At 36.1% G+C, this 20,560-nt stretch carries 12 protein-coding genes; 4 read left to right on the top strand and 8 right to left on the bottom strand.

Annotated elements, in window-relative coordinates; genetic code table 11:
- Nucleotides 1-258 precede the first annotated feature (258 nt).
- Together CA730_RS07855 and CA730_RS24210 are read left to right on the top strand one after the other, a co-directional pair.
- On the top strand, nucleotides 259-732 hold the full coding sequence (locus tag CA730_RS07855; RefSeq protein ID WP_053539783.1) for a helix-turn-helix domain-containing protein: 474 nt from the start codon (nucleotides 259-261) through the stop codon (nucleotides 730-732).
- Between the two features lie 335 nt (nucleotides 733-1,067).
- Nucleotides 1,068-1,217, top strand: a complete 150-nt coding sequence (locus CA730_RS24210; RefSeq protein ID WP_157749934.1) for an alpha/beta hydrolase — start codon at nucleotides 1,068-1,070, stop codon at nucleotides 1,215-1,217.
- Here CA730_RS24210 and CA730_RS07850 read toward each other — a convergent pair.
- The 8 genes from CA730_RS07850 to CA730_RS07815 form a co-directional block, all read right to left on the bottom strand.
- Nucleotides 1,197-4,430, bottom strand: a complete 3,234-nt coding sequence (locus CA730_RS07850) for a CHAT domain-containing protein (protein ID WP_096665959.1) — start codon at nucleotides 4,428-4,430, stop codon at nucleotides 1,197-1,199. The two genes, CA730_RS24210 and CA730_RS07850, sit on opposite strands and share 21 nt — an antisense overlap.
- A gap of 36 nt (nucleotides 4,431-4,466) precedes the next feature.
- Nucleotides 4,467-5,930, bottom strand: coding sequence for a CHAT domain-containing protein (locus CA730_RS07845; RefSeq protein ID WP_231940028.1), 1,464 nt, complete (start codon nucleotides 5,928-5,930; stop codon nucleotides 4,467-4,469).
- Nucleotides 5,931-6,094: 164 nt separating this feature from the next.
- A complete protein-coding gene (locus tag CA730_RS07840) occupies nucleotides 6,095-6,598 on the bottom strand; it encodes a tetratricopeptide repeat protein (RefSeq protein WP_096665956.1) in 504 nt (167 codons plus the stop codon).
- A 552-nt stretch (nucleotides 6,599-7,150) separates the two neighbouring features.
- Entirely contained in the window at nucleotides 7,151-7,846 is a 696-nt protein-coding gene (locus CA730_RS07835) for a DUF4249 domain-containing protein (RefSeq protein WP_096665953.1), read from the bottom strand.
- A complete protein-coding gene (locus CA730_RS07830) occupies nucleotides 7,839-10,322 on the bottom strand; it encodes a CHASE2 domain-containing protein (protein ID WP_231940027.1) in 2,484 nt (827 codons plus the stop codon). Before CA730_RS07830 ends, CA730_RS07835 begins: the two co-directional genes overlap by 8 nt.
- 300 nt (nucleotides 10,323-10,622) lie before the next feature.
- Entirely contained in the window at nucleotides 10,623-13,988 is a 3,366-nt protein-coding gene (locus tag CA730_RS07825; RefSeq protein WP_096665950.1) for a CHAT domain-containing tetratricopeptide repeat protein, read from the bottom strand.
- A 580-nt stretch (nucleotides 13,989-14,568) separates the two neighbouring features.
- On the bottom strand, nucleotides 14,569-15,954 hold the full coding sequence (locus tag CA730_RS07820) for a DUF1822 family protein (RefSeq protein WP_231940026.1): 1,386 nt from the start codon (nucleotides 15,952-15,954) through the stop codon (nucleotides 14,569-14,571).
- Nucleotides 15,955-15,963: 9 nt separating this feature from the next.
- Entirely contained in the window at nucleotides 15,964-17,397 is a 1,434-nt protein-coding gene (locus tag CA730_RS07815) for a hypothetical protein (protein WP_096665947.1), read from the bottom strand.
- 623 nt (nucleotides 17,398-18,020) lie between these two features.
- On the opposite strand from CA730_RS07815, the gene CA730_RS07810 reads away from it, so the two are divergent.
- Together CA730_RS07810 and CA730_RS07805 are read left to right on the top strand one after the other, a co-directional pair.
- Nucleotides 18,021-18,755: a 2OG-Fe dioxygenase family protein gene (locus tag CA730_RS07810; RefSeq protein WP_096665944.1), complete on the top strand. Its 735-nt coding sequence runs from the start codon at nucleotides 18,021-18,023 to the stop codon at nucleotides 18,753-18,755.
- A gap of 461 nt (nucleotides 18,756-19,216) precedes the next feature.
- Nucleotides 19,217-20,131 carry a DMT family transporter gene (locus CA730_RS07805; protein ID WP_096665941.1) on the top strand — a complete coding sequence of 305 codons (915 nt, stop codon included), beginning with the start codon at nucleotides 19,217-19,219 and terminating at the stop codon, nucleotides 20,129-20,131.
- Nucleotides 20,132-20,560 lie beyond the last annotated feature (429 nt).

Raw genomic sequence — 20,560 nt, 5'->3', positions numbered from 1 at the left:
CCTAGAATTGCACATAAACATCTATCTCTCACCAAGGGAAGGATATGCAAAATTATGGAGTTAGGAGTCAGTACGGGTTTAGCAGTGCTAAACCCGTACAGGAGTCAGGACATTAACCGGACTTTTATTTCACTCATTTCGCTCATTGCGTTTATTTTGAATTAGAGTTAGTATATAGTGAATGGTAATTGCAATCCATATTTTTCATAAGGAATGGGTAAATGGAATGCAATTCGATATTAGACGAGGCTAATATCTATGACACTCAGTACATATCAAACTAGCAGGATTGGAGTACCTACGGAAGAAGATGCTACTTTAGCAAAAAAAAGTAGTCAAACTTTGGCTGCTTATATAGGGAATAAGGATGCCTTTCATAGTATTAAAGTTGAGCTAGATGACGGTGTAAGTCAAACGGTTAAGATCCCATCACTGGCTTTTCAGATGCTTGTTGACATACTGGGACAAATGGCTAAAGGTAATGCTGTTACTTTCATACCTGTACACGCAGAACTCACAACACAAGAAGCTGCTGATATTTTAAATGTTTCTCGTCCCTATTTGGTAGGACTATTGGAAGGAGGAGAGATCCCATTCCGTAAGGTAGGAACACGGAGACGGGTGCGTTATCTGGATCTACTCAATTACAAAAATCAAATTGATGCTTTACGGATGGAAGCTCTTGATGAGCTTACTGCTCAAGCTCAAGAACTAGATATGGGTTATGAATAGTCATAATTAGGGGTTGCTGAGAAAGTCTTTCCGTGAGGGCATAGGAGTCAGGAGTCAGGAGTCAGGAGTCAGGAGGAGATTTGAAAATTTCTTTGCCATCTCTTGAAATCCCAAAAAATGCACACTTTTTCCGGTATACCCTTCAAAACCCTTGCACTTTTTTCCTGTTTATCAGCCTCTAACCTTTGATATATCAAGGTTTTAGGTTTATTCAGCAAACCCTATTTATACATTAAAAACTTTTCAAACATCCTCTAAAACACTTGAACAATATCTAAACACGCTTTCAAATCAGGGACTAAAACAATCAGTAATCGCTTTACAAAGTTTATGCCATGACATTTCATAATTTCACCCAATCACCAATCACCCATCACCCATCACCCATCACCAATCACCCATCACCCATCACCCATCACCCATCACCAATCACCCATCACCCATCACCCATCACCCATTACCATTTATTCAACCTCACCAATTAAAGTAAAAGCAGCCCAATGATAAGGACTTTGATAATTTTTATGTTTCATTGTTGTTAACATCGCTTGTCTTAATGCCGTACCTTTATCAAGTTTTTGTTCCATATTTTTATAAAACTCCGTCATCAAAAACGATGTAGAATCATCACCAACAGCCCATAAAGAAACTACAATACTAGGAATACCAGCACTAATTAAAGAACGGGATAAACCAATCACACCATCACCTTTAATATCTCCTTGTCCCGTATCACAAGCACTAAGAACTATCAATTCAGCATTCAGTTTTAAATCCAGAATTTCCCCTGATGTTAAAAAACCATTATCTTCACCACTGGGAGCAAATGCGATCGCACCTGGTACACCAAATCCTTTAAAATCATCAATGAAGCCATGAGTGGCAAAATGAATAATTCTGGCTGTGGGCATTTTTTGGACAATGGCTGTTTCTGTAGCTTTATTACCTGTCATCGCTTGAGTTTTCAACAATTCGGCAATTTTTACCGCTTCCTGTTCTGCACCAGGGAGAGGTGATTCTTGTTCATTGGTGATAGGATTTTTTGGCATAGTAGGATTACCAACTACTAATATTTCCCTACCAACTCCTGATTTTTTAAGGGCGTTTTTTCGCTTGTGGGTTAAATCTAAAACCTGAATAGATGGTGCAGTCAGAATAGTATGTTTTTCAATTAAATATTTACCTTTTTCATCTTGCAATGCGGGGAAAGGAACAAGGAATAATTGATTTTGAGGAATAAAAACAACTCTTTCAGTTTCCTTTTTGGGTAAAAGATCCGCAATGGGTGTAATTAGTAATTCATGGAGTCTTTCAAATCTTCCTTTGACTGGAGCAGCTTTAGGATCTAGACTAGCTACAATACCCCCTCTCCTTTTCACACCAATAGATTCACGACTATTATCAACGAGTTCTCTCAGAGTGGTATTTTCTTTTTGCCACAGAGGTTTTAAATCAGATTTACGAAAAGTAATTTCACCTGTGGGTTTAATCACCCAGATATAGAGTTCTGATTCTTTGTTTTGTTGTTTACCATCAATTTTCAAATCATCATAAATAATGGAATATTGAACCAGGGTAGCATTTTGTTGTTTGGCGATTTGTTGTAATAAGGAAATAGTGGGTTTATCAACAGCAGGTTGTGAGGTTTGACTGGTATTTGTGTTAGATAAACGTGAAGACAATAATTCGACAAATGCCCTAGCACGTCCTCTTTCAGAAATTTCTAAAGCCTCATGAGTTTTATTTTGAGCAATGAGGACTTGTTGTAATGTGCGGTAAGTCGCTGTTTGTGTTTCAAAAATAGAGACTTTGTAGCTATCATTGTTCCCTAATTTTCCTCTGATAGATTCCCATACTTCAATGCCAGTATAGAGAGTTGTTTCTGCTTGTGGGAGGTTGCCAGATTTATAGAAAGTTTCACCTAGATTATTTAAACTAGCTCCTTCTCCTTGAATGTCTTTGATTTCACGGGCAATGGCTAAACTGGAGGAATAGTATTCAATGGCTTTGGTGTATTCTCCTAGTGAATTGTAAGCATTTCCCAGACTACCTAAAGCAGCGCCCTCACCTCTACGGTCTTTGATTTCACGGGCAATGGCTAAACGGGAGGAGTGGTATTCAATGGCTTTGGTGTATTCTCCTAGTGCATGGTAAGCAAGTCCCAGATTACCTAGAGCATTACCCTCACCTAAACGGTCTTTGATTTCACGGGCAATGGCTAAACTGGAGGTGTGGTATTCAATGGCTTTGGTGTATTCTCCCAGAGAGTAGTAAGCAAGTCCCAGACTACCTAAAGCAGCGCCCTCACCTCTACGGTCTTTGATTTCACGGGCAATGGCTAAACTAGAGGTGTAGTATTCAATGGCTTTGGTGTAATCTCCCAGTGCATAGTAAGCAAGTCCCAGATTACCTAGAGATTGACCCTCACCTTGACGGTTTTTGATTTCACGGAGAATAGCTAAACTGGAGGTGTGGTATTCAATGGCTTTGGTGTATTCTCCCAGTGCATCGTAAGCAAGTCCCAGACTACCTAAAGCAGCGCCCTCACCTCTACGGTCTTTGATTTCACGGGCAATGGCTAAACGGGAGGAGTGGTATTCAATGGCTTTGGTGTATTCTCCTAGTGCATGGTAAGCAAGTCCCAGATTACCTAGAGCATTACCCTCACCTAAACGGTCTTTGATTTCACGGGCAATGGCTAAACTGGAGGTGTGGTATTCAATGGCTTTGGTGTATTCTCCCAGAGAGTAGTAAGCAAGTCCCAGACTACCTAAAGCAGCGCCCTCACCTCTACGGTCTTTGATTTCACGGGCAATGGCTAAACTAGAGGTGTAGTATTCAATGGCTTTGGTGTAATCTCCCAGTGCATAGTAAGCAAGTCCCAGATTACCTAGAGATTGACCCTCACCTTGACGGTTTTTGATTTCACGGAGAATAGCTAAACTGGAGGTGTGGTATTCAATGGCTTTGGTGTATTCTCCTAGTGCATCGTAAGCAAGTCCCAGACTACCTAAAGCAGCGCCCTCACCTCTACGGTCTTTAATTTCACGGGCAATGGCTAAACTGGAGGAATAGTATTCAATGGCTTTGGTGTAATCTCCTAGTGCATTGTAAGCATTTCCCAGATTACCTAGAGCAGCACCCTCACCTTGACGGTTTTTGATTTGTCGATAAATAATCAATGCTTGTTGCCAAGACTGTAATGCTGCTGTAAATTGACTTATTTGAAACTGTTCAATACCTTGCTGTAATAGTTTATCTGCTTCTGCTTTACGAGGGTCATTTTGAGTTTGAGCAAACTGTAGAGCTTCCTGAGCAATTTTCTCCAACTCTTGATTATTGATTTCCTTGGCAATTGCTAAAACTTGTTTGAAAGATGCGATCGCATTAGCTTTATCTCCCAGCCCCATGTAAGCACCACCTTTACTAGTTAAAGTACGTGCCTCACCATCCCGGTCTTTGATTTCACGATAAATGATCAATGCCTCTTGAAACGACTGTAATGCTGCTGTAAATTGATTTGTTTGAAACTGTTCAATACCTTGCTGAAATAGTCTATCTGCTTCTGCTTTCCGGTTTGCTGGTGTTTGTGCTAATACCTGTGATACCTGGAATAACACTGGCAAATTAACCACAGGTTGTAAAACGGTCAAGATGAAAGTGATAAATGCAATTAACCGAATTTGGCGATGAGACATGGATTTTATACCAATTGTTGCGAGAAAATTAACAGTTTATTGAGAATTGCCAATTAAAGTAAAACCTGCCCAACTCATCGGATTTGGGTATTTCTTCATAGTTATTAGCATTGCCTGACGCAAAGCAGCAGCTTTATCTGGATTTTTACTTAATTCCTGATAAAACTCAGTCATCAAAAATGCTGTTGCCATATCCGAGACACACCACAAAGAACCAATCACGCTAGTAGCACCTGCGGTTAAAAAAGACCGCGATAAACCAATTACACCATCATTGGTAACTTTGCCTATAGCTGTATCATTACCACTTAATACCACTAATTCCGCTTTTAGGTTCAAGTTGATAATTTCTTCAGATGTCAGCCATCCATCATCTTGTTCGGAAGTTCCTAAAGCTAATACATCGCTAAATTCTCCCTCTTTACTTCTTACATTGCTTGCAGCTAAATGAATTATTTTCGCTTGGGGCATTCGTTGAACAATTGCGGTTTCTGTGGCTGCTTTTCCTGTTAGTGCTTGAGTGTTAAAAATCCCAGCTATTTGTTTTGCTTCTTGTTCTGCACCTGGAAGATTAAATGTTTCTGGCGGATTTTCTCCTGGTTGCAGTGGTTTAGTAGGCATGATAGGATTACCAACGATTAACACATCTTTCACTAATCCTTGATTTTGCTGTTTTCGTTGATAAAGTAGATCTAAAACTTGAATTGAGGGCGCAGTGGCAATGGTATGTTTTTCAATTAAATATTGACCTTTTGTATCTTGCAATGCTGCAAAGGGAACAAAAAATAAGTCTCCTTGAGGAATGAAAATAATGTGTTTATCGGGTTGATTTGGCAATAAATCAGCAATGGGTTGAATTAAAATTTCATGTAGTTTCTGCAAATGTTTTTTGTAAATATGCTCTTCTGTAGGAACTACTTTTATTTCTTTATTATTTCTATGTTGCGCTCCCATTCTCAGGCGACTTTCTGCGACTAAATCACTTAAAGATGTATTTTCTTTTTGCCATAAAGGTTTTAGATTCACTTGACGAAGTGCAATTTCACCTGTGGGTTTAATTACCCAAATCAGCAGTTCTGATTCTTGGGTTTGTTTTTGACCTGCAATGACAAATTCATCATTAATAATTGAATATTGCACAATTGTGGCATTTTGTTGTTTAGCAACTTGTTTAATTTGCTCTGAAGATAGAGAGACGGCTATTTGCTTTGATTTATGTGAGGTTAATAATTCCCAAAATTCACCATTATGACTACGTTCAGAAATTTCTAATGCAGCTTCTGGTTTATTCTGATTAATGAGGTTTTTTTGTAATTGCTTATATATTGATGTTTGGTTAGCAGAATTAGATATTGTATCTATATTTGCTGTTGATGGTTTTAGGTATAGATCATTTGCTTGAACGGTGTTAACAGGTATGGAAACAGTCGTCAAAAGCATGATCCAACTAGATGCTAGTTGGGGAATTAAGCTAATGGAACTGATTTTGAAGTTTTTCATGGTTGAATAGGGGATTTATTGTATCAAAGTTTATATATCTCTGGGCTTTTGGAGCTTATGCAATATTCACTCAACAGAAACATAATTTATGTCAAAATGTAAAAATGTTGGGTTTCCTTGCGTCAACCCAACCTACGATTTCTGAATAATTTATGGGATAATTTCTAACTAGCTTCTATTTGTTTAACTGCATTATCCGCTTTTTGGGCAAATTCGTCTTCTCCTTCTTCTTTAAACAATGTAGATGCTTTTTGTAAATCAGCGATCGCTCCTTGTTTATCTTCTAACATCACTAGGGTAAAACCTCTAAAAAAGTGAGCATAAGCAATATCAGGAGTAATTTCCAAGGCTTTATCGAAATCTTTTTTTGCTCCTTGATAGCTTGCTAAACCAAATCTACTAAATCCTCTCCCAACATAGGCATAAGCATTATTAGGATCAATTTCGAGAATTTTGTTAAAATCAGCGATCGCTCCTCGAAAATCTTTCAATTCTACTTTTTTAAAACCCTGTGTAAAGTATGTGTCCACATCTTTAGAATTGGGACTTACTGAGTTCTGTAATGGTGCTAGTTGCTGAGGTTTTAACAAATTTTGAGCGTTGGCTTTGGGGCTAATAATGATTGTGCTAAATACCAGAATGCTTGCTGCTAATTTCCAAAGTTTCATAGTTGTATTTCCTCAAAAATAATTAAGTTGACTCATTTTATTGACATAAGATTTATCAGGTGTTTAAAAGCACGAAACCTGATTAATTAGGTGTAACTATTGGATCATCATCCCCTCCTTGATTATTAAAATCTGCAATTCCCCCCAGATAATTTTTTGACCCCATCAAATCCTCGCTGATTGACAATAAATACATAGACAGTCAAATTCATGATCATGAATGTGAATTTATAACTTGACTGTTGGTTCACAACTATATGTATTTCTGAGGTTTTAGAGGTTATGCAAAAAAGAAAATTTTTTCAAAAAATAAATCCCCGATTTCTTTGAGAAGTCGAGGATCTGGATATTACAGCGATTTCCAATCATATAAGTTACATCTTAGCCCCCTCATCGCTTGCGGGGAGGGGGTTGGGGGTGGGGTTCTTGTTCTAGGTTTGATGACAATTTGCTGTAGGTTTTTTCACAGGACTTACGCAACTGGCACATTGGTAGCGTGCGTCAGATATCAACAATCTGTTTATTTACAGGATTTATGCAGTCTGACGCACCCTACAATCTATCTGATTTTGGCTGTTTACATAACTGCTGAGGAATTTTTTTGAGCATCCTATCTAACTCAAGAGAGGGTTTTTGTACTGAATATGCTTGCTGTAACACATCTGACCACAGACCCAATTTAGTAAAGTAGTTAGCTTTAGCAAAAGCGATCGCCTCATGATGACTTTTTTTTGCTTGTAGTTTATTCTCTAGCGTCTTCAGTGCTGCGGTAATGCTGTTGCGTTCTTCACTCTCCATAATCTGAAATTTCACAAATGTTGCTCGACTTTCACCAAGAAATATATCTAACTCGTAGGTTTGGCCTGGTTGCAGTGGTTGTCCCGTATAAGTATATTGTTGAGTATTTTCCACATTTTCACTGAAAATAACAGTATTATTACTTATGTCAGTGACCTTTATTTTTTTGATTTTACCATGCCAAAGAAATAAAGGGCGATCGCTCCAAATAATTCTAGTTTCAGAAGAAGCATCTGGGGAAATTATGCAGATAGAGTCTGTAGGACGACTACCTCCTTTACGTGGTTTTACAGGTGGTTTATTAGAAAATAGCAGTTGAGAAATATTACTCCAAAATGGAGCAGGTTTCTGAGGATTTTTCTGGGCAATAACCGCTTGATTAGGTAAGATAGCCAAAGTGCTGAAAGCTAGAGATGATAAAATTACCCTAGATAAAAAAGATTTATTCATCAGATTTTTTCTCCAAAATCGCAGATAGAATGTAAAACCACAATGTTACAGAAGGTAACAACCAAGGTAATAAAATTGCAGTTGCAGAAATGTATAATTGTAAACTTATTAAACCATAAATACCTGTAACTATGGTGATTATGATTAAAGATTGCGGTTGATTAGATTTTTTTCTGGGTAATAAATATAAACTTAAACTTTTGCCTATTAATATAGCTATCCCAATCATCCAAAAATCAGGAATGGGAATAACTAATCTGTTAGTACGTAAATGATGTACCATATAGGCATGATATTCACCACCTGTTAATATTTGGCTTTGATTAATGGGATTTTCTTGATCACGCCAATATTTAATAGCTGGAAACTTTGATATTAAAAAATTATCTTCACCGTCATAATTTAATCCAGCTTCTTCATATCCTCCCGGTGCAATAATGACTATGATATCTTGTAAATTTTGGAGATTTTTAGGAATATTTTGATTCTCCAATAATCGCCAAGCGGGAATATTTTGATATACTGATTGAGGAGAAATAGAAAAATCAATAATTGGGTGCATCCACATTTGATGCAGTGAGTAACTGAACCTTGTAATCGTTTGAGAATGGGATCTATCTTGCACTTTACGATCTGGAGAATTGTTTATTTGTTGAAAAAAATCCTCTTGACTGTCTAATTTTGGTTGTGGTGCATCAGAAGATTGTTGTAACTGATATCCAAGTGTTAATAAACCTGAAAAACTCGAAATTGAAGTAGCACCAGGATTTAATAACTTAGAAAAATCTGGGTCTGAAGACTGAGAATTATTATACTGAGAATTATGATCAGGTAATAGTTGCATATATCCAGGTAAAATCTCAATTTCACCTTCTAGACTCCAATTAAGATTAGCAATATTAGGTAATACCCGTAACCATTGACCATCTTGATTTGCAGTTCCAGCAAAAACAAACAATGTCGGTTTTGCTGATTTTACAGCAGTTTTGATAGAGTTAGCAAGAATGCGATCGCTTTCTCCTTGATGTCTATCTAATAAATAATCAATACCAATTATTTTGGCTTGATTAGCCGTTAACCTATCAATTAAACTTGCTAAATACTTACGCTCAATCGGTTTAGGGTTAGAAATTTTAGCCTTTCTAATGGAATCTTCATCAATCTCTACCAATAAAACTGGGGGACTTGCTACAGTTGCAACTTGTCCTGTAAGTTGACGATAGATAGCTTGTAATAATACTCGACGCTGTAATAAAAATTGTTGAACTGGTAACAGCAAGCTAATAATCAATAAAACTGAAAGTACAATTATTTCTCGACGATTAGGAATTAACTTTTTAATTCCTTCATTCATAAAAGCAGGTTGAAGACGAAATAAATCTGCTCCTGGATGCCGAAATAACGAAGGAATCAAATATGCACTGGGATAAGTAAAATTCTTTTCTACTTTTAAATATTGTGCTGCTGAAATCAACGATTCATGAACATCTTTATATTCAGACAAAGCTTGCAAAAAGCGGGGTAAAAATACTTCTGCTACTTGATTATGAATAGGTTCACGCATTACCGCAACTTGACTGATACCCAAATCAATTAATTTATCAGCAATACTCAAACCATTACAAGAATTGAAAATAGCACATTGTAATCCTCTATCTTTAGCAGTAATTAAAGCCGGTTCAAGTTCAGAAATTGATAAAGCTACACCAGGAGCAATACCTAATTCACCACCAGTCAAATTAGTTTGATTACTGTGTCCTGCAAAAAATAAAATATCCCAGCCATTTTGGGAAGAAATAGTTTGGACGATTTCAGTTTTTAAGTCATCAATATTCTTGTTAGGTTGCCAACCGATAAATTTAACATCTGCATAATCTTTTAAAGATGCAATAGCTTGTTTTTCCGATTCAAAATTTAAACCTGTATCATCTCCTAAAATCACTAAAATTCTAGCTTTACTTGGATATTTACCTTGAGTATTTATCACCGTTCCTCGACGATTTGTAGCAGTGCGGACAATGCGAATCTGACTAGAAGCTAAAGCAAATTCTGTACCAATTTCCCATACTTCCCAAGGCAACTTGGCTAAATCTGGAGTAATGCAAGCGATAAAAATATCAAGATATGGGGTTTGATTTTGTTTACTAACTTGAGCAATTTGTTTACGAATATCAAATAATTCGGCACTGCGTAACCAGTAATGAAATGCAGATAAAAATTGTGCTTCAGCCTGTACTAATCGAGCGTGCCAATCAATGGGAGGAGCAGCGAGACTACCCATATTTGCAACTTTTCCCCGCAGTGCTGTATTATAAAAACTCAGATAAATATTTTGCCATTCTTGGTATAGTGTAGTTAGATTTTCTGGATAGGCGACATCAACACTCAAATTTTGTCCTTGACCCCAAGATAATTGAAATAAACATACTTGTTCAACCTGTTGAATTGTGAGATAAAAAGCTGTGAAATTCATCATATTTTTAAAGAGGTACAAGTTTGAATGATAAAACTTTTGTGGTGCAGGCATCTTGCCTGCTAAATACAGCACTTACCGACTTTATGAGGTACACATATAAATCATAAAATTCTTGTGGTGCAGGCATCTTGCCTGCTAAATATATGGCTCATATTTTAGCAAACTGCTGTATTTAATTTTTACCACAGGTCTACAAGATGAAAACATAGAATTGATCACCAATTACCAATCACCAATCACCAATCACCAATCACCAATCACCAATCACCAATCACCAATCACCAATCACCAATCACCAGTTTACTTAGACTCACCAATTAAAGTAAAAGCCGCCCAATTTACTGGAGCAGGTCTTTTTTTCATAGTTTTGAGCATAGCATTTCTTAAAGCCACAGCCTTATCAGGATTTTGTTGCCATTGTTGATAAAACTCAGTCATTAATTCTGCTGTAGGTGCATCTGGAACAGCCCACAAAGAGACAATTACACTCGGCGCACCAGCAGTAATGAAAGCACGAGATAAGCCAACAACACCATCACCAGTAATTGCACCTCTACCAGTATCACAAGCACTTAAAACCACCAATTCAGCATTAATAGATAAATCAACAATTTCCCCAGGAGTGAGTAAACCATCATCGTTTTCAGTAGGTGCAAGGGCTATGGCGGTAGGGATACTTTTATTAGTATCAGCTAAAAGTCCATGTGTTGCTAGATGAATAATTCTGGCAGATGATAATTTTTGTTTGAAAGCAGCTTTTGTGGCATCTTTCCCAGTGATAGCTTTAGTTTTAAATAATTGATCTTGGAAGAATTTAGCAATTGCCAAAGTTTCCTTTTCTGCACCTTTAAGGGGGTCAAGTTGTACAGGAGGATCTCCCACTTTTGGCATAATAGGATTACCCATAACTAAGATATCTTTACCCCGGACTTTTTGCCGTTGTTGATCTGTTAAATCTAAAACTTGAATTGCTGGCGCAGTTAAGATAGTATGTTTTTCAATTAAATATTTACCATCTTGATCTTGCAGTGCCACAAAAGGAACTAAAAACAGCGAATCATGAGGAATAAAAATTACTTTTTCATCTGAGTTAGTAGGCAGAAGAGAAGCAATAGGATCAATTAATATTTTATGTAGGGTTTGTAAATTCTCTTTTTGAACTTCCTCACCTGTAGGTTCTACTTTAATTCCCCGTCCTCCAGCACCCAGAGAAATACGGCTATTTTTTACAATATCAACAAGTGGTGTTTTTAATGTTGTCAGGTCTACTTGTTTAAAGGTAATTTCCCCTGTTGGTTTAACTACCCAGATATACATCTCAGATGGATTCCAAGTTTTTGGATAACTTTGCCTTCCTGATTGATGAGCAATTGTGTATTCTACAATTGTCGCATTTTGCTCTCTGGCAATTTTCTGGATTTTTTCAATGGTTGGTGGTTGAACATTTAACTGATTAACCTGCTTCCCTGAAATGCGTGATGTTAATAGATTTACAAATGCTCTCGCCCTACCACGTTCAGCTACTTCTAATGCTTCTTGAAACCTATTTTGAGCAATTAAACTTTTTTGTAATATAGTGTAAGTTGTAGATTGCAATTCAAAAATAGAAATTTGGCTTTTATCTGTTAAGTCAATCCGCACAGATTCATAAATTGTAATAGCTTCATATAAAGCAACCACCGCTTTAGGTAGATTGCCTATATCGAAATTATTTATGCCAATTTCATGTAAAATAAATGCTTGTAATACTTTGTTGTTAACTTTTTGGGCAGGTGCTAATGCTTTTTCATGAAAACTTATGGCTAAATCATATTGACCTTGTTTTGTATAGAATAACCCAATGCCAAAAAATATATTTGCTTGAGTTGCAGGAAAATTTTCAGATAATTCAATTGCTTGTTGAAAATATTTCGATGCCAGATCATTGTTTCCAAGTTCAGCATAAGCAATACCAACCTGTGCTAAGGCTTGTGCTTCTACTTGACTGACACTGAATCCACCAAATCCTTTCCACGATCTCCACAGTTCTAAATTATCTAATGCAGATTTTAAATTCTGGTCTTTAGAATCAGAACTAGAATCAGAACTAGAATCAGAACTAGAATCAGAATATGCTTCTCCTAACTGGATATTTTTTCGTACTTGATCTTGTTGCCCTAAAAGGCTATAATTTACTGCTATACTAAGATAGCCTCCTCTAATGAAACGTTTGATATTATCAACATAAAACTTTTGAAAAGGGCTATTTTTTTGATCTGGTTTCAGACCCTCAATATATTTAAAAGTTAAGATCCAAATATCTACCGATTGTTGAGCAAATTCAATTGATTTTTCATACTTACTAAGACTCGTATATACAAGGGCGATACGAGAAAAAATAAATGCTTGATCCCAATTTTTGCTTACAATATCTAGAGGAGATTGAGTAACTACTTTCTCTACAACAGCTAAAGCTTGCTGATAGTATGTTAGAGATTTTTCTAATTGTCCTATTTGTTGATAAACGTTACCCAAAGTATACAAGGTAGCTTGAAGTTTGTTAGTATTATTCTCCTGTTGGAATATTTTTGCAGCTTGCTCCAGTGCTGCTAATGCTTTTGATGGTTCAGTCCCATTGTAGATATTGGCAATTTCAACTAACGCTTCTCCTTGTTTAATAATTGACCCTGTCTCCTTGGCAACTGCGACAGCTTCTTCATAATACTGAATTCCTTTGTTGATTTGAATAAGTGCTTCTGGATCTTTGTTTAGTCCGTTAGCTGAACTAAGAACACGATAACCCATGCCAAGTGCAATAAGAAGAGAGGGTTCGTATTTGCGAAGGATCTGCTTTTCTGCTGTAGAATTACTATTCTGTCTGACAATTACCAAAGCTTGTTCTAATAAATTTATTCCTGTGACTGCATTCCTCGACAGGTAAATAGAACCTAGATTGAATAGTACCCATACTTTTGTATCATGGTTTTTACTTTTTTGTGCATTTATGGTACTTTCTCTATAGTATTTATCAGCGCGATCATTTTTTCCTAAAGCTATTTGATACTCTCTACCCAAATTGAAATTGACTCTTGCTTGCAAGTCAAAATTATTAATAGCTTTGGCAATTTTTAAAGCTTCTTCATAGTAGGAAATAGCGCGTTTAGGTTCTTTTTGAGAATACAATCTTCCTAATGCAAGTAATGTTTTTCCTTTTAATTCACGATTTTTGATAGTTTCAGCGATTTGCAATGCCCGTTTATAGTAAGTCATTGCCTTCTTTTCATCTTTCAAATCATAGTAAGCTGTACCAATTAATCTAATTGACTCACCTGCTCCCAGGGAGTTATTAATTCGGCGATAAATCTTCAATGCCTGTTGAAAACTTTGCAAAGCAGCTTGAGATTGCTCATTAAACAGCAGTTCTTCACCTTTTTGCAGCAGTTTTTCTGCTTGAGTTTTTTGATTATTTGGTTTTTGTGCCAATACCTGGTTAATTCTTGAGTTGTGGTTCAGAAAGCTGGAGTTATTCAGCCCCAACGCTTCATCTTTGCGTGGTTCTGTAGTTTCTGTTTGTGCAGTCAAGGTAGTTGGTATAATTTCCTTTGTCCTTGATTCAGCAACACTGACAGGGAAAGACAGGGAAAGCACCAAAGTCACAAGAGAAAAAGATTTAAGACGGTAAAGCATGGTAGACACTCCTCTAAGCAGGGTGAGAATAGATTGCTGTATATTTATCTTGTATATTTATCTATATCTCTCACACTTAGGGAGCTTATGCAAAAAATTTAGTTTTTTTTACCCGGCATTCCGCACTTCAACTTGTCACATATCAATACTTCAAAAAAATCACCACAATAGGATTGTGGGCGTTGCTGATTTTAGGGATGAAAATAATTTTGCATACGTTCAAGACTCTTGTAGAGACGTTCCATGGAACGTCTCTACCTCCAAAAATCATACGCCAATTCAGCAACGCCGGATTGTGTTATTGGTGGCTATACCAACCCTATCTAAGCATCATTAGCCGGATCTGGGTAATCCTCGTGTATTACATTTTGAAGTACGGAATGTGAGTGTCAACTCAACCAAATTTCATCCGTTAAATAATCATCCGTTACAAAAAACGTATACTGAAAACGGTTTATAGTTTAACCAAATATAGAACCCCTCTCCAAACCTCTCCCCGCAACGGGGAGAGGCTTTGAACTTGTTTTTCATATCATAAAACAGTCCAGATCTTAGCCGTTTTGAGTATAACCGGATAAACTTAATATGACCGCCCAGGATAAAATGTAAATGGAGGTAAGGTCAATTCAACACCATCTACTAAACTCACACTCACTAAAAACTTCTCATCCCAACTACCCACAACACGAGTAAACAAATAAGAATCACCCTGTTGTGGATTAATACCTTGTTCTATTAAAATGCTAGTCTGATCACTCACTCGCAATTTTAAATCAGCAGGTAAAGAATTTTGTGCAGTTGTACCCAAAACTAATAATAATGTCCACGAAGGATCTGATTCAGATAATATTGGCCAAGTTACAGCATACAATCGCAGGGGAAATCCTGCCAACAACAAATCATGATAAGCACCCCGCGCTTGAGAGGGAATTTCTAAACCCCTGCTTTGGAGTTGGTTAGTAATTACTTGAAATTCCTCCACAGGACTCCGCAAAGCTGGTATAGGTGCAATATTAGGTAATAATTGCCAAGAAAGTTCCGCTGCTAATTCATCTAACTCATCCCATAACCACCGTCCTACATTGATCGCTGGTTGGGTTAACAGTTTGAATAAATCTTTGAAACTATCTTGCAGTGAATAATTATGTCCTTGCAGTTGCAAATTATCCAGCCAGTTGAGTAATTCTAAATTACTAATTACTGCACTTCCTTGTTCCCAAGTTAATACTTGCCAAAGTTCAACATTAGGTAATTGCAATTGTGGTAATAATGCCATTAACTCATTTTGCATTGACACTAAACTTTGCATTCTTTGGTTATTGGTAACTCGTACAGATGGTAAAGTAATGGCACTTGGTTCTAAACAACGCAAGTTTAATAATAAATAATCTGGTGCTTGTGCAAACCAACTCACCGGCATTTGATAAGTCCAATCTGTTTCAGGTTGTAAATTCGCTTGTTTTTCTATTAATTGTTGATAGGATAAAAAGCCAGAAATTGTTGCTATTTCTTGTTCTTCCAAAACTTCAATTAATACATAGAAATGGGCAATATATTCGGGTAAATCTATAACTGCTCTCGGTACAAATATTTGATCATCACCAAGACTATCATTAGTCAACAAACAAACTTTAAATTCACCTACTTGCAAATTAGCAACAGCAGGAATAATATTAGCTATAGCTGGTTGAAATACGGTACATTTATCATCATTAACAGCCAAAGAATTTGCTCTTTCTGTCAACCATGCTTTAAAAGCCAATAATGCCAAAGTATTAATATAAGTTTGCCATTGTTGAGACTGATTTTTTATTTTCAGGCTGTTTTCTACCGCTTCACTAATTTGTTCAGCATCAAGATTAATAGCACTTATAGGTAAAACTTCAAATTCAAGGGACATTGGCTGATGATTATTTGTGAGATTATTTGTGAGATTATTTGTGAGATTATTTGACAAGTTATTCATAGTTCCTCGTTAACTGATTATATCATCTAAATAGTGGCAAAGAAGCTGGTTAAAAATACTGGTTTTGGGAGTGAGAGTTTTTGCTGTTTGTGCCTGAATTTCAGCAGCTTCAATTACATGATTAATTTGTTCATTGAGAGCAATATTAATTTTTTCCTCTAAGGTTTGTAGACTATCTGAGTGAGAATAATTTTTTGCTAATTCCATAACAGAATTACATAAGATGATTAAAAGCTCTTGTCCAACATCAGCACGAAAATCTTTTAACTTTAAAAAACGAGTAACAGCATCTTGAGCGCGTAATCCCACTTTTGCAGCAATTTCTGTCATTGATAAATTTTGACAGTGAAATAACTGAAGTGCAAACAAAAACTTTTTAGCTTTATCACCCTTTTTTCGTTGTAATTGTTCTACTCTTCTTTGAGTAACTATAGCTAAAGCTTGTTGTAAACTAGCCATAAATTGTGAGCGATATAATTGCAAAAATTCTGTTTGTTCATCTTCATCATTTATTGCTTGTGTAGTATTATGAGAACCTGCAATTCCTTCACCATAGACATTAGGATCAACAACATCTAAAGATTCTGCTGGTAAAGAACCACCCCGCGCATAAATTCGATACTGTCGTAATTTTTCAGCGAGTTTTTGTAATTGTACCATTACAGTTTCACTGCTGAGAGTTTGATTTGTTTTACTTTGTAAAAGAGTAGCAATAGCTTGTAATTGGTCAATTGTCGGTATGGTACATTTTCCTCCTCTTCTCTTTAGAGGTTGTTCTAAATTATCTTCTTTTTTCTTCCTAAGTTGTTCTAAACGAGCAGTTCTATAAATAGCATGATAACTTTCTAAAAGTTGTTGAGCTTGGAGAATTTCACCAGCACTAAAACAGTAAAATTCTCTAAAAATTCGTTGTAACTGTTTAGGTTTTGTATCATTGAGAATTGCCCAATCACTAACTAAATAAACTCCACATTCTAACAGGAATTGATTAAGTCTATGATTTTGTTTAACTCGTGTATTTGTCCAGGTTGTCAAATTGCTTTTTTCTGGATCAAAACTCTGCAAAATTTGACGAGAAAAGGACTGATAATCACCAATGGGTTTTAATTTACCATCATCATCGAGAACACAAAGCAATAAGTCAGTACATTTGAAACCATGAACAGTCCCAAATTTAGCTGCTAATTGTAAACAAACTTGCTCAATTTGCCAGGATATAAAACAGAGTAGACAACGTTCTGCTAACAAACATCTATCAGCAGGTGCATTTTGGGATAATTGCAGTAGTTTTTTGTTAATTTCTGCATCTGGGAGATCATCATTAACTGTAGCAGTGGGAAACATCTCCAGAAAAAACGCCTTAGCTGGAGTAATTTCCTGAATCTGTCGCCGTCCCGCTGCATCAATTTTTACCAACTGCCAATATCGTGATCTCACACCCATAAATATTTGTGCTGAATTTATACTTAACTATCTACAACAGTATCACCTGACATTGATTCTTAACTCTCGACTCCTTAACCTTATGCAGTTTTAGCTGAGAAACCTAGCCACAGTATGACGTACAACAAGAAATATTATCAAAATAATATGTTTACGCAGTAACCAATCTTAACAAAATATAGCAATCCGATTTGATGTATGAATTTATTTGTGTAGAGAGGGAACAGAGAACGGAACGGGAAAAAGGAAAGAAAGAAAAGAAGGGAAACAAGGCACAAATATGTCTACTGAGTCTTGTATGGCTACGCCACCCAAGCTATCAGAAGTCAAATAGGAGTCCCATAGTAGGATATTATGTCCATCTGATTAGTTGTAATTCTTGCATCTGTGCAAAAAGCTGATAGTGCAGCGTGGCGCAAGCCATAAAATCTATCTCAAGAAAAGCTAGAAGTGCGATTCGTTGCCTTAATGATAAGTCTTTAACCCGACACAATATATTGTATTTTATTTTTGGCATTTCCTAAATAACAAAAATTTTTGCATATCCTCCTGAGTGCCTGGAAGTATATAAAAACAGAATCAGGCAAACATTCTCTAATTTACGAGATTTGAAAGGATTGTATATGACTTATACTTTGTTAATCCCAAAACCTTTATTCACAGAAATAGAAGAGCAAATATTAAGTAATGGATTTAGTATTCTCACGGAAGGTAAATTTCAAAATAAATTGTTTTTTGAGAAAAGTATTTGGCAAGAATTTAGAAATAGTTGGAATAATTTAAAGCTTGATACATATATGAATGATAACGGAAAGTACCGTCATCGGAGATATTCAGCATTTCAGTACAATCAAATCTCTAGAAACTTACTTGAAAAACCAGGAGAACCTCATTATCAACAAAAAAACTTCAATCAATTGAATGGAGGAATAAATAGATACTATGAGCCATTAGAATACAAAACAAAAGCTAATTTAGTATTTGTTAGTATCATGGATTTTTGTATTAAGCTTTTTACAGAACTTAAACCTAACAGAGACTGGCATTTAGAAGTTCATCAATTTCGTATTACTACTAATTCAGATTTTTGTGGTTTACCTACACCAGAAGGTATCCACAGAGATGGTGTTACTTACGCATTCATTATGCTTGCAGGGAAAGAAAATGTCATGGGTGGAGAAAGTTATATTTATGATAACCAGAAACAACCCATTTTCAACTACATCTTAGAAAACCCTCTAGATTGTGCTTTTTTAGATGATATTAAGCTCAGACATAGTGTATCACCTATTACTCCACTTGCAAGTGATAAAGAAGGATACCGAGATACCTTAGTGATTACATTTACCGAATTGTAAAATATAGGAATAGTATTTGATTTTTTTTAATCCTGATCAGCCGAAACCTTGTTCAATATGGATTCAAGTTTCAGTATACCTAGCAAGATTCAAATCAGATTCCTATCGGTACTTAAACACTTTTGAGGAAGAAATAAGCCTCAAATCCTTGCGGGGTAAGGGAAATAGATTAAATACCCAAAAACGCCACCAAACCCAGATATAGCAACAAACCCAGGACTTACGCAAAACAGAACGAAAGTAGGGGTAATTCATGAATTACCCCTACCCAAGAATCAGGTTTTCACTCAAATCTTGCGTAAGTCCTAAAACCAATCAAAACGATGTTAAATGCCTTTGAAATATACGTTTGACGTTATTTTATCGGTGTTTTTTACCTAAGTCCCGCTATAGAATATCTCGCTGTTAGGCGTATATAACAGTGAGATTAGATAAATTATTCAGTATTGAGGATTAATCAAATGAAACTTCCATTGCTAAAGCCTTCATCTGTAAACATTGGATTTGCTCTTTTTATAGGAGTTTTTGGGATTTCAACCGCCGCTATTTTTGTAAGATTATCAACTCAAACAACAGGTTTAAATGGAATTGGATTTAGTCTTTTTTTATCAGCTTCTCGATTAATAGTTTCTTCATTATTGATGTTTCCATTATGGAGGGGTTTATCTAAGGTGCAATCTCAGCGAGGGGCTTTTGCTTATTCTGTGATTGCTGGTATATGTTTGGCAACTCACTATGTAACTTGGTTTTTATCTCTTTCTTACACATCGATAACAGCTTCTGCTACTATAGTCACTACTAGCCCTATATGGGTTACACTGCTCTCTTGGATATTTTTTAAAGAAAAGCCATCTCGTCGGACATTATTAGGTATATCATTAGCACTTTTCGGTGGATTATTGATTGGTTATGATGGAACTATAACAGAAAATAATATTGCTAAAAATCCACTTTTGGGAAATTTTCTTGCCTTAATTGGCTCATGGGTATATAGCCTTTATTTCTTAGCAGGTCGAGAAGCACAAAATAAGGGATTGAATACTGGAATATATGCAGTAATTGCTTATGGCTCCGCAGCATTAGTTTTACTTCCTTTACCCTATTTTTTTCATAGTAGTTACACAGGTTATCCTGCAATTGTTTATTTGTACATTTTTCTGATGGCTGTATTATCACAGATTATTGGTCAAACGTGCTTAAATTGGTCATTGCGTTGGATATCACCAACTATTGTGACATTAGCTGTAATGTTTGAACCTATATTTTCAAGTATATTTGCTTACGTTCTTTTTAATGAAGTACCTAGCGTTGTCTTATTAATTGGCGCAGCAATTTTGTTCTTAGGCGTAGGAACCGCAGCAATGAACTCGAAGTAAATTATGGTTATTGTTATCGGAGGTTTCAACTGCATTTCGTGATCTAGGTATTGAGCCGACATATGACCAAAAACCTGCAAGATGACCTGAAAAGGCTTTAATTTCCGTTGTAAATAATGACTTTTTTGACTCTGAAGTAACAATTTTTAAAAACCAGACAGGGCAAGTGTTTCCAGACTATCTTGCAGGAAATTACTCACATCTCGGATCAATACCCTTTTGGGATAAACTTTTGCAGTCATTTTAGTGAGTTGGTTTAACTAAACTGCATTAACAAAAAAGCTCATAAATGTAGTAATTTTGAGCGATAAATTAGCAATTAGTGTCTGAATATTCAACTCAATAGATTAATTTTCGCAGTTGTAGACATTTTTATCAAGTAAATTGAGGTTAAAAATTGCATTATTTATGTACGTTTTTCAATTTAAA

Source organism: Dolichospermum compactum NIES-806 (assembly GCF_002368115.1).
Taxonomy (GTDB): domain Bacteria; phylum Cyanobacteriota; class Cyanobacteriia; order Cyanobacteriales; family Nostocaceae; genus Dolichospermum; species Dolichospermum compactum.
The sequence above is the reverse complement of the archived record's forward strand: the minus strand, read 5'-3'. Positions and strand labels throughout refer to the sequence as shown.